Below are 11076 nucleotides of genomic sequence, written 5' to 3'. Positions count from 1 at the left end.
CCGACAAGGGCTACGACTACGCCCACCTGCGGCGGTGTTATCCGAGCGCGGCATCAAGTAATGATTGGCCATGTCCATCGGGGTGTGACCGTCTGGATCTGCTAGCTCCGGATCAGCTCCGAAAGCCAGCAACACAGCAGTGGTATGCACAGTCAACGGTTGGCCGCTCTGCAGCGAGCCATCTCCCTCGACATCGATTGCGTGCGTCAGCAGCGTCATGTTGCTGAAGACTTCATCGGGATCGGAACCATCAGCCAGCAACCGGGCCAGGGTCTCCGCGTCCTCGTGCTCGACCGCGCGATGGGCGGGTGTCCAGTAGTCACTCACCAGGGCATTCAACCGCCGCCGCAGCACGTTTCCCACCGACTATCTACACCGCCAGTCGCCAAATGAGATGGCCTCTAAATCCTGCGCAGAGGGTCAGTCAGTCGGTGCCCGAACCCAAGAAGGTGGAGGAAGGGCTCGTACCTTTGCCCCGCACCGCATACGCCGGGCCGTGGACTCACTCGTGGTACGGGGACCTGTGGCATGCCGCCGGTGCCCTCCCCGAAATGCCGCGCCCTGTCACCTCACGATTGTTGCTCTCTGGTGACGGGCGGCTTCACGGTGTAGCGTCGCTGGTAGATGTCGTGGTTCGCAGACCTGCCCGCGCTCCGGTGCGGGCATTTCCTGTGCAGTGCCTGAGGGACCAGGACGATCACCTCCGGGTCCGCGCGGTGCGGATCCGATATCGACTGAGAGGCACCGGCATGGCCAGCGGAACCGTCAAGTGGTTCAACTCGGAAAAGGGCTTCGGCTTCATCGCGCAGGACGGCGGCGGCCCCGACGTCTTCGCGCACTACTCCAACATCAACTCGAGCGGATTCCGTGAGCTTCAGGAAGGCCAGGCCGTCACCTTCGACGTCACCCAGGGCCAGAAGGGCCCGCAGGCGGAGAACATCACTCCAGCCTGATCGGGCGGCAGGGCACGACCATGCCTCCGGGGCGTTGCTCCGGAGGCAGGGTGCATTTCTGGCCGTGGAGGAGACCGGGCGGCGTTACCGCACGCCGCCGAGGACTGCAGAGGCTCTGGAACCTGGCGGCTCCCGTCCCCGCTGCCGACGGTGCTCAGAGCCGGTCCGCGGTGGCGGTGAGGATGACTGGGTCGGTGCCCAGCTGGTCGAGAAGTGGGTCGGCCAGCGCCCACCGGCCATCGACGAAGATCGTCTTGACCGTCGTCATCGACCCCTCCGACCACGACCCGGTCGTCAGCGAACTGGTGCGCCAGGGCCTGCCCGTCGTCTCCGACGGACGCCCGGTCGGCTCGCTGCCCGTGACCGCCTGGGTGGACAACGACCACGAGGCCGCAGTCCTGGGCATCCTCGACCATCTCGCCGCCGCCGGAGCCCGCCGCATCGGACTGCTCACCGGCACCTCCACCCCCGCGGCCTGACCGAACCCGCCGCCGACGCCGCCAGCCGTAACCTGCGCCTGCCCACGATGCGAAGCCAGTTCTCCGAAGTCGCCGACGCCGCGGCCCGCGACCAGATGACCTACCGCGGGTTCCTGGCCGAACTGCTGATGGCCGACTGTGACGACCGCAACCGCCGCCGCTCTGAGCGCCGGATCAAGGCCGCAGGCTTCCCGCGCGAGAAGGCGCTTCGCACCTTCGACTTCGACGCGAACCCCACCATCGACCCGGCCGCGATCCACACCCTCGCCCGTGCGACTGGGGCCGCAAAGGGCTTCCGCTGTGTCTGATCGGCGACTCGGGGACCGGCAAGTCCCACCTATTGATCGCGCTGGGCACCGAGGCCGCCATGGCGGGCTTCCGGGTCAAGTACGTCTTGGCCACCAGGCTCGTCAACGAGCTCGTCGAAGCCGCCGACGAAAAGCTGCTGACCAAGACCACCGCCCGCTCCGGCCGCGTCGATCTTCTCTGTATTGACGAACTTGGATATATGGAGCTGGACCGGCGCGGCGCCGAACTGCTGTTCCAGGTCCTGACCGAGCGCGAGGAAAAGAGCAGCATGGCCATCGCCTCCAACGAATCGTTCTCCTCCTGGACGAAGACGTTCACCGACCCCCGGCTCTGCGCGGCCATCGTGGACCGCCTCACCTTCGGCGGCAACATCATCGAGACCGGCAGCGACTCCTACCGCCTCGCCTCCACCCGGGCACGCGCTGAGGGACCCGCCAAGGCCGGCTGACCGCCCGATGCGCGACTCGACGGCCCTCTCAGGGCAGCCCCGGAAGGCAAACAGCCGACCGAGACCAGCCCTGAGGACCGGTCACTTTCGCCAGAACAGGTGGTGCGTCACGCCGCTCGGGCTGGGCACGACCTCCAGGTGGAACCGGTCGAGCAGCTCATCGGGTGACTCCCAGAGTCGTAGTCCGGACCCGAGCTTCACCGGCGAGACCGCCACATGCATGGTGTCGACGAGGCCAGCGTCGAGGAACTGCCGGATGGTGATCACCCCGCCGCCGAGTCGGACGTCCTTGCCCTGCGCCGCCTCCCGCGCCTGCTCGAGGACCGTGGCCGGGTCGCCGTCGACGAAGTGGAACGTGGTGTCGGAGAGCGTGAACGAAGGACGCTTGTGGTGGGTCATGACGAACACCGGGGTGCGGAACGGGGGCTCGTCCCCCCACCAGCCACGCCAGTCATGGTCCTGCCAGGGCCCGCGCTGGGGCCCGAACTTGTTGCGGCCCATGATCTCGGCACCGATGTTGCGTGCGTAGTCCCGCGTGAAGTAGTCATCGAGGCCCCGGCTCCCCCCGGCATCGGTGCGCATGGGCCAGCTCGCCGTGGCGCCGGCCCAGGCGAACAGCCTCTCGGGATGGGCATGGCCGAACGGACTCTCAAGGCTCTGGTCCTCACCGGCACCGATTCCGTCACTCGAGACGTTGAAGTTCTGGACTCTCAGTAGCTGAGCCACGTGTTCCTCCTGTGCTGTCGACAACGGTGGTGAGACTCTCCGGGCCGGGAAAACTCATCGCTGCGTCCGTGACCGGTCAGAAATAGTGCTCCAAGCCACCCGGCCCATCCCTGCCCACGCTGACCGACGTGCTGACGCTCGTGGAACCGTCACCAGCAGTCGCCGATCCGGCCTGACAGCCCGCTCAGCGCCACGACACACTAACTCCGACGATCTCGGAGTGGGGCCAATCGACCCGTTCACACCCCGCCCCGAAGATCGCTAACCGGGGCCGGAGAACTCGTTCCCGCGGGGCCAACAGACTCGTTCGAAGCCAGACGCGGCCGGGCACGTTCACCCCCGCATGCCGCTCCCGCTCACGAAGGACCACCACGACGCCCGGCTCTACCCCGCCCACCGAGATTCCGACGATCTGCGCGCGCTGTGGACTCAGCCCGTCGGCGGCCACCTTCACGCCCGCGGTCTCCAGAGCCGTCAACAACGTCCGCAACGACGGCCGCCAACTCCTCGACGAGATCACCGTGTAGCCCTGTCCCCTGGGCTACCGAACTTGAATGGGAGTTACGGCTGGCGGTGGCGCGTCGATGGCGATGTTCCGGAGCGGCCCTAAACGCGTGACTTCCACCAAGGCGGACCGTTGGGGGCAGTCGGGGGAGGGCGTCCAGTGGCAGCTGAGTTCGCGGCCGCGGCAGTAGAGGCACAGCTGGGTGGTGGAGGTGAGGTGCCTGCCGAACACCCACCGCAGGCAGGAGTTCGCCCGGAAGGGGCCGCGGTCGCCGACCTGGTGGTGGAGGGTCGGCAGCCATGCCCAGCGCCGTTCCGGCTTGCTGTGGCTGGTTGCCTTGCGTCCGGGCTGGGGCGGGTGCAGCTGAAGCCAGTACCGAAAGGGCTCGCGCTCCCGGCTATCGGCAATGCCGGGTGCGCCGAACCGAGCGGCGACCTCGGCAATCCAGTCGTCCTCCGCGACACCGGTCTTGCCGCGTAGCTCTTCCCACTGGTTCATTGCCTCGGCAAGGTCGACCGCTTCGGGGTAGACGACGGCTGGGGCGGCCTGGCGGCGCCGCAGCCGGGGGCCGACGGGCAGTGCATTCTCTCGCTCCCGCCACACATCGCGGGCGACCGGCTTGGAGGCCCACCACCACAGCATCACCTGGTGCGTGTCGGCCACCAGCGCGTCCCCGGCCGGGCCCAGGCGGTGGTTGAAGGCCCGGTGCCGCTGGAGAGCGTGTGCGATGTCAGGGACCGGCGTGGTGTCGATGAGGTAACCGCCGTCACCGCACTGCCAGCGCCGGCCACAGCTGCATGGCCTCCACCGGCCGCCGGCACAGCCACGCCCCCTCCTCTACACACACAGGGCAGGCCTTCAGCGGCCCGGCGCCCGGCTCCGTGGGCCATGCCGTGACGCGCACCGCGGCCGCGTCGACGTCCAGCAGTTTGTCGTCGCGGAGACCGGGAAGGGCCCGCCGCAGCTGCTCCTGATCGCGTTCCACCAGCTCGGCCGTTCGTCTCGCCGTGGATCAGCGGAACCCTGATCGGCAGATCCGACGGTTCGAGCGGTGTGCTGGCCGTACGGGGGTTGTGCCAGCGAGCGTCTGATGCGCTCCGACATGAACAGACCGTAGACGATGTGCCTGCGAATCACGTCTGGGCGAGCACGGTGTCTCCTCAACCCCCGGAGGTGCCGCGACAATTGGACCCCCGCCAGAAGCCCCGCCTCATCGAGATCATCCAGAACCTCCGTGAACGCATCCGCGAGGCCGCGCCAACGGCTGGCTCGGCGAGGTCGAGGGCCTTCAGGTCAGCTTCGACGCCGCGATGGCCAAACTCGAGAGCCTCAAGAACACCCCCACCGACGGACGCCCTCAACTGGTCGACCTCGGCATGCCCGTCTTCACTGACGACGCACCACCGCCTCAGCCAGATGAGTAGGTGTTTTTCTTCCTAGCGCGTTGAAGCACGGCTCTCCGAGATCCAGATGGTCAGCAGATCGAGCTCCCCATTGCGACGGATCGTCGTTGCGGAGGGCCGCTGCCCGAGGTCACAATGCGTGGAGGTGCCGGGTGGTCATCCCGGCGAAGTGTTGGAGGCGCTGCTTGTGAACACCGCATCGCGGTGCGCCTCGCTATGCGCGCCAGACGCTGACCACTTCGCTTCGCCCACCGGCTGACCTGCTTCATTCACGGTGGGCGCTTCCCCTTATGGGAGACCACCGTAGTGTCCGAAGACTTCGGGACGGTTGATCGCCGTCCTCTGGCAACGGTTCTTGCCGCCAACCTCGTTTCGATCGCAGGGAATTGCCTCACATACATGGGCGTGCCGTGGTTCGTGCTACAGAGCACGGGCAGCGCCGCCAAGGCCGGGATCGTGGCGTTCTGCACACTGCTGTCCGCAGTGCTCGCTGCGCTCGTCAGCGGTCCGGTCATCGACCAGATGGGCCGACGGCGGGTGAGTGTCGCCTCGGATCTCGCTTGCGGGGTCGCCGTTGCGGCGATCCCGCTTCTGCAGTTCGCCGGCATCCTGCAGTTCTGGATGCTGTGCGTGCTGATGGCGATGACAGGACTGTTCCGTGCGCCGGGTGAAACCGCTCGCGGCGTCCTGTTGCCCACGCTCGCTGAACGCGCCGGAATGCCGCTGACCAGGGCCGCCGGGCTGTACGACGGTGCGGCACGCTGTGCGGCGCTGACGGCATCCGCTCTCGGAGGTGTGCTGATCGCCGTACTCGGAGCCGAGAACGTCCTGTTGGTAGATGCCGCGACCTTCGCCGTGGCCGCGCCACTGTTCGCGTTCGGGGTGCGCGGCCTGCCCGAGGCGCAGGCCCAACGACGGGCCGAGCCGACGTCGCTGCGCGCCTACCGTCATGAACTCGCGGAAGGGTATCGCTTCGTGGCGGCCACGCCGTTGCTGCTGGGCCTGTGCATGATGACGCTGGTCACCAGGGGCCTCGACCAGGGATGGAGCGCCGTGCTCCTTCCCGTGCATGCCCGTGAGGAGCTTGATGGTGCCGTCGATCTCGGTCTGCTGAACGCGGCGTTCGGGGTTTGCGCACTCACGGGGGCGCTGGTCTATGGGGCGGTGGGCAGCCGCTTTCGGCGGTGGCCCGTGTTCACGATCGCGTTTCTCATCGGGGGCCTCCCGCGCTTCGTGGTGGCTTCCTTCACCGACACCTTCGCGCCGCTGGCCGTGATCATGGCGGTTGAGGGTCTCGCCCTCGGTGTACTCAACCCCATCATGGCCACCGTGACCTATGAGACGGTGCCGGAGGAACTACGCAGCCGCGTGCTGAGCGCGACCACGGCCTCGGTCCAGCTGGTCACTCCACTGGGCGGACTGGCCGCGGGCTTCCTCGTGGATTCGGTCGGCTTGTCTACCACGCTGCTGGCGGTTGGTGTGCGTATCTGCTCGCCACGCTGTGCCCGGTGATCTTCCCGGCCTGGAGGCAGATGGACCATACCGGTTCTCGCCACGACAGGGCGGAGGGCTCACTGCCGCAGGATTCGGGGGCGAAACGGGTGTAGTCACGGAGACAGCCGTTTCGGCGCTGCTCACGAACAGCTGACGTCGGTGCTCCCCGTCGCGTTACTCAAGCGGGGGCCCGGCCTTCTTAGTCCGGAAAAGTGCATGCGGCCTCACAGAACTCCTTGCCCGAGCACTTCGCGACCGTGGCCGCGAGGTCGAAGTCGAGCACCTTCACCGCCATCTGCCGCGCGTGCTCAAGACACCCGGCAACGGCACCGCCGGCCCCACCGCCAAGCAGGAGGCCACCCGATGAAGCGTCTCTTCCGCCGCTGCGGCCACGCGTCCGGAGGCCTCACCTCCGAGGACCAGGTCGCCGTCGAACAGTTCCGCGCGCTGCTCGCTGCCCTGCGCGACACGGAGTTCTGGACGCCCGGCGGATGCCAGGACATCGCCGTCCGGGTCGGCCCGTTCATCGAGCGCGCCCACACACGCCCGGGCGACGACCACGGACCCGACTTCATCGCCGTCGCCCTGGTCCACCCCGACACCCCGCACGCCGCGGCCTACCTCCACGGCCACAGCCTCGGCTACCCCAGCAAGGGCTGGCTGCGCTGCGAGACGAGCACGATCATCGGCGTCTGGAACCCGGCCTACGCGGTCCTCACCCACGCCGCAGCGGGCCTGAACCTCCCGACCGACGTCGGCATGCCGCCAGCGAACTACGCCGTCCACGTCGAAGCCCGCCGACAGGACAACACCGGCTACACCCTGCTCCGCCTCGGCCCGTACACCCAGACCTGGCTCGCCGGCCACGACGCCGATCGCCTCAACACCGAGGTGGCAGGAAAGGCGGCCACCGTCATCCCTGGGTTCACGGTCACCGCGAAGAGCGCGCCGTTCGAGGTCAGCGACCACGAGAGCTACAGCGACCCGTACGAGACCGACGCTGTCGAGCTCCTGGCGGCCGCCATCGAAGAGGTGACCACCGCGTGACTGCCACGGCCCTCTACGAGATTGCGACCAGCGAGGGCGACGACGGCATCGCCCTCCCCCTTGTGTCGGCAGAGACCGTGTCCCTCGCAGGTCGTGTCGCCTTACAGCAGGACCGAGTCCCTGCTGCGTGTCGCGTTGCGACGAGCCATCATGTCCCTTTCTCTGTGACCACCGTGCATGCCGATACGCAGGGCAAGGCTCAGCCGAAGCGCAGAGCGGGCCCGGCACCCCAGATGGAGCAGCGTGGCGGCCTACGTGTCACAACTGGGTTCCGCCATCACATCCTCGACCGTCACCCGTGCCGGGAGCCTGCCCGCGCGGGGTGCCGGGCACCGCTGTCGTTGGACCTGCTGGCAGTGGCCTGCGGCATGATGCGGGGCATGTGACGGCCCGTCCAACAGAAGGTCCCCAAGGCCGTCGGCTAGGAAGGGAGGGTGCCGTGCGCAGGCCGGTCACAGGCGAGGTGCACGTTCACTACGGTCAGATCTACGTCGAGAGCGATCCGGACAGTGCGAACCCGGATCTTCCCGAGGCGTTCGCAGGCCAGAGCGGGGGGCTGTGCGGGGCCGCGGTCCCGGGTGTGCTCTGGCTGATCACCGGATTGCACACGGGCAACGTCGGCTTCATCGTGGAGGTCCACGACGAGGCACCTCCGCTAGACCCGGTCTGGGAGGACGTGGTGGAAGTGTCCTTCCGCCCGGTGTCGGAACGCACCAGTTTGGTGCAATGGGCGGGCGAGGCCGCGTGGAACCTCGATCTTGCCCGGACCGACTACCGGGTGCGGTACTGCGCCCGGGGGATGGACGAGGGACGGGAGCTGGACACCAGAGTGGCCGGGGAGCCACAGGCGGACAGCTACCTCCTGCAGTTCTGGTCCGCGCCGCCTCGCCCGGACCGTGTGGTCCGCCAGACCTCGCGGATCGCCGCGTACTGGCACCGCTACGCGCGCGGACTTCCGCCACCACCCACACCAGAGCAGCGCGCCGAGACCGAACGCCTGGCCCGCCAGGCGGAGGAGCAGGCCGCCGAGGAGCGGCGACTGCACCGCGAGCAGTGGGAGTGGGGCGGACGGCTGCCGAGCGAGAGGTTGCGCGGTGTCGGCGGCAATGTCCGCGGTCTGCTCCGCTTCGACAGCGACCTGGTGCACGCCCTCGACGCCGCGGGTCCCGAGGTCCAGCGTGCGGTAGCGTCGCTGGCCGCCCGGCGGGCCTGCGAGGCCGCGGGCCTGACCGACGTTCCGTGGGTCACCCAGGCGCTCACCGCGTTGATGCAGAAACGTCCGCTGCCGCCGCCGTTCGACGACACGGCCCGGCTGTGGGAGACCCTGCGCTCCGACCCACGCGTGCCGAGGCGGTCGGTGCTCGAGGCGATACCTCCCGAGCGACCGCCATACCGCCCGCCTAGGCCCCCGGCGGCGGCCGGGTGGACGTGGGTCCCGGCCGCGGAGTCGGGAGGTGACGGGCCAAGGCGGCCGGGCCTCGGCCGGGCACTGGGCGCGCTCGTACCGACGGTTCCCGCCGGCCAGAGCGCGACACCGACCGAAGGCGTGGGGCACGGCGCCGCCGTGGTGGTGCACGCCTCCGGCAATCCGCGCGGCCCCGAGCAGATCTCACAGCCGTACTTCGCTCTTCCCGCCGTGCTCGCCGCCGCCGAGCCCGACCGGCTCATGGCGGCACTGGACGCGGTGTGGCACGCGGTGAACACGTACGGCGAGCACTACCCAGAGCTGCTGGAGGAGATCCGGTCGGCGTGCGCCGAGTAGGTCAGGGACGCCGCTGTACCTCGTGCGCATGGTCAATGGCTTGCCGGTGCTCCTGTGCGCTGCTGGAGCCGTGGCGCCATCCGATGCTTCAGGTCGGAAGTACTGGGCCACGAAGTCCCTGTTGGCTCATGACGAGCAGCAGCTGGCGGTGCTCCGCGGGTGCTCATCTCGCAGTACTCGATCGGAGGCTGTTGTCCGCGGACAACACGGAGTCTGCTGGGCCGTTCGACCGGGCAGGCGGTCGGGGGTTGTTGTCCGCGGACAACACGTCGTCCGTCACGTCGCTTGGAGGAGCGCCGGGTGTAGAGGAGTGCTGTGACGTGCTCGAGTTGTTGTCCGCGGACAAGACGGGCTCCGCGGCCGGCTTCCCGCGCTCTGCTCGCCGCGAGGCTGCCGGTGTGTTGTCCGCGGACAACAACGGCGCACCCGAGCCACTTGAGGGGAGTGGGGGAGACCTCGTCCAGGTGAAGCCGCACGAGTTCGTAGGCGGGCACGTCGCCCTGGGCGACGGCCTTGGCCCGGCCCCGGGCGCTACGGCCACGGGGGCACATTGCCGAAGGAGGAACAGTACCGAGTCGGTCGGCGACGCTCATCCGCTGATCCTCCGGGCGATCGTGCGCATGACCTCGGACTGCTCGCAGTCCGGTGCATAGGTCAGCAGCGGTTGCTTCAGTCGTACCGCCTCGCGCTGTTCCTTGAGCTCGGGCATGATCGCCACCACCGGCGGGTCGCCGATCTGCTTCCAACTGTCGAGGGAAGAGGTGGCGATGTAGCCCTTGCGGCTGTCGTACATGTTGACGACGAAGCCGAGCTTGGCGATCTCGATGTCCATGTCCTCGGACAGGTCCTGGATCTGTTCGTACAGCATGTCGTCGGCGTCCGCGGAGGAGTCCTCCGCCAGCACCGGGATGACGATGCCGGAAGACTCCTTCTCCTCCCCGTCACGGGTGCGGCCGTAGAACAGGGCGGTGTCCATGGAGAAGCCCAGGCTCGGGGGCAGTCGACGACGATGTAGTCGAAGTCCTTCGCGAGCGGCTCGAGGGCCTTCTCCAACGCGGTCTCCTTGATCCGGATGTTGCGGCTGGGGGCGAGCTTGGCGTCCAGGAGGAAGGCGTCCTTACATGCAGGTAGCAGGAACAGCCTGCCGCCGAAGCCGCCTTCCTCTATCGGGACGAGCAGCTCGCGGATATGTCCCTTGGCCTCGCCCAGCATGTACTTGGCCAGGCTCGGATCGTCGATCTCGAACATGGCGTACCCGAGCTGCCGTGTCAGGAGCCCCTGCGGGTCGAAGTCGATCAGAAGGACCCTGCTGCCGGCTTCAGCGAGCGGGTGTCCGCATTGCCGTACACGTGCGCGAGGCAATCACACGGTGCAGCCGAGTTGAACTGGACGGGCTCGGCCTTCATGTGCGCAACCGGAAGATCCTCCCGGCGGGAAACCTGGTCGACCCGCACGTTCCAAGATCTGCATAGCCATAGCTGCGTCGTCACGGCCAGACGGTGGCCCCCGCTTGGAAGACTTCGGGATCGCTCTCCACGGGTAGTACACAGATCAGGTGCCCGCCAGGTACTCGTAGCACGTGGCACTCCTGCCACCGCGAAATCTGCTCCGCGCCCAGGGCGATCAAGCGCGCGGTTTCCGCCTCGACGTCGTCAGTCTCGATGTCCAGGTGGATACGAGGTGCGTCGTTGACCGCTTGGATGGCAGTGATGAGTCCTGGCAGAGCCTGATGGAGGGTGGTGAACTGTGGTGCCGGTGGAAACGGTTGAGCATCGACACCGAGAGCCGCTGACCAGAAGTTCGCTGCCTGGGCAGCCTCGGCTTCGGGTGTGTCGATTATGGCAGCGTATGTTCGACTTCTGTGCATGTACGGTGACCTTCCATCAGACGTTGCGGAATCATCGTATAGATGCGTGCGGAGCTGACGACGCCAGAGCCTCCCGGCATTGC

At 67.8% G+C, this 11076-nt stretch carries 10 protein-coding genes and 3 pseudogenes; 6 read left to right on the top strand and 7 right to left on the bottom strand.

Going from position 1 to position 11076, the window contains the following annotated elements; genetic code table 11:
• A partial coding sequence (locus STSP_RS36945; RefSeq protein WP_078067096.1) for an ankyrin repeat domain-containing protein occupies positions 1–327 on the bottom strand: 327 nt, incomplete at its 3' end.
• A gap of 422 nt (positions 328–749) precedes the next feature.
• Between STSP_RS36945 and STSP_RS11665 the strand changes: the two genes are divergently transcribed.
• The 3 genes and pseudogenes from STSP_RS11665 (at position 750) to istB (ending at position 2189) form a co-directional block, all read left to right on the top strand.
• Entirely contained in the window at positions 750–953 is a 204-nt protein-coding gene (locus STSP_RS11665; protein ID WP_067275720.1) for a cold-shock protein, read from the top strand.
• 257 nt (positions 954–1210) lie between these two features.
• Positions 1211–1420 (top strand): annotated as a pseudogene (locus STSP_RS36940) (LacI family transcriptional regulator); the annotation flags it as partial.
• 8 nt (positions 1421–1428) lie between these two features.
• Positions 1429–2189 (top strand): annotated as a pseudogene (istB, locus tag STSP_RS11660) (IS21-like element helper ATPase IstB).
• Between the two features lie 81 nt (positions 2190–2270).
• Here istB and STSP_RS11655 read toward each other — a convergent pair.
• The 3 genes from STSP_RS11655 to STSP_RS11640 form a co-directional block, all read right to left on the bottom strand.
• Entirely contained in the window at positions 2271–2915 is a 645-nt protein-coding gene (locus STSP_RS11655) for a dihydrofolate reductase family protein (protein ID WP_067275717.1), read from the bottom strand.
• Positions 2916–3456: 541 nt separating this feature from the next.
• On the bottom strand, positions 3457–4083 hold the full coding sequence (locus STSP_RS11645) for a hypothetical protein (RefSeq protein WP_067275710.1): 627 nt from the start codon (positions 4081–4083) through the stop codon (positions 3457–3459).
• Positions 4084–4186: 103 nt separating this feature from the next.
• Positions 4187–4405 (bottom strand): hypothetical protein, encoded by a 219-nt coding sequence (locus STSP_RS11640; protein ID WP_067275707.1) that lies wholly within the window; start codon positions 4403–4405, stop codon positions 4187–4189.
• A gap of 724 nt (positions 4406–5129) precedes the next feature.
• On the opposite strand from STSP_RS11640, the gene STSP_RS11635 reads away from it, so the two are divergent.
• The 3 genes from STSP_RS11635 to STSP_RS11620 all read left to right on the top strand — a co-directional run bounded on the left by STSP_RS11635 (position 5130) and on the right by STSP_RS11620 (position 9126).
• A complete protein-coding gene (locus tag STSP_RS11635; protein ID WP_408646270.1) occupies positions 5130–6335 on the top strand; it encodes an MFS transporter in 1206 nt (401 codons plus the stop codon).
• 345 nt (positions 6336–6680) lie between these two features.
• On the top strand, positions 6681–7364 hold the full coding sequence (locus STSP_RS11630) for a hypothetical protein (protein ID WP_067275704.1): 684 nt from the start codon (positions 6681–6683) through the stop codon (positions 7362–7364).
• Positions 7365–7803: 439 nt separating this feature from the next.
• Positions 7804–9126, top strand: coding sequence for a hypothetical protein (locus tag STSP_RS11620; protein WP_067275700.1), 1323 nt, complete (start codon positions 7804–7806; stop codon positions 9124–9126).
• 589 nt (positions 9127–9715) lie between these two features.
• Here the strand turns inward: STSP_RS11620 and STSP_RS40965 are convergent.
• The 3 genes and pseudogenes from STSP_RS40965 to STSP_RS36925 all read right to left on the bottom strand — a co-directional run bounded on the left by STSP_RS40965 (position 9716) and on the right by STSP_RS36925 (position 10993).
• On the bottom strand, positions 9716–10102 hold the full coding sequence (locus STSP_RS40965; RefSeq protein WP_332835362.1) for a ParA family protein: 387 nt from the start codon (positions 10100–10102) through the stop codon (positions 9716–9718).
• A gap of 77 nt (positions 10103–10179) precedes the next feature.
• Positions 10180–10488: pseudogene (locus STSP_RS40960) on the bottom strand (ParA family protein); the annotation flags it as partial.
• Positions 10489–10612: 124 nt separating this feature from the next.
• Positions 10613–10993, bottom strand: coding sequence for a VOC family protein (locus STSP_RS36925; protein WP_078067089.1), 381 nt, complete (start codon positions 10991–10993; stop codon positions 10613–10615).
• Positions 10994–11076 lie beyond the last annotated feature (83 nt).

It is taken from the genome of Streptomyces jeddahensis (assembly GCF_001642995.1).
In the GTDB taxonomy this organism is placed as follows: Bacteria; Actinomycetota; Actinomycetes; order Streptomycetales; family Streptomycetaceae; genus Streptomyces; species Streptomyces jeddahensis.
Note: the sequence above shows the minus strand (reverse complement) of the source record. Positions and strands in the feature narration are given on the sequence as shown.

Excerpts from the sequence above, each read along its gene's own strand:
- STSP_RS40965 (WP_332835362.1), bottom strand. The coding sequence starts at position 10,102 with ATGGACACCGCCCTGTTCTACGGCCGCACCCGTGACGGGGAGGAGAAG.
- STSP_RS11630 (WP_067275704.1), top strand. The coding sequence starts at position 6,681 with ATGAAGCGTCTCTTCCGCCGCTGCGGCCACGCGTCCGGAGGCCTCACC.
- STSP_RS36925 (WP_078067089.1), bottom strand. The coding sequence starts at position 10,993 with ATGCACAGAAGTCGAACATACGCTGCCATAATCGACACACCCGAAGCC.
- STSP_RS11665 (WP_067275720.1), top strand. The coding sequence starts at position 750 with ATGGCCAGCGGAACCGTCAAGTGGTTCAACTCGGAAAAGGGCTTCGGC.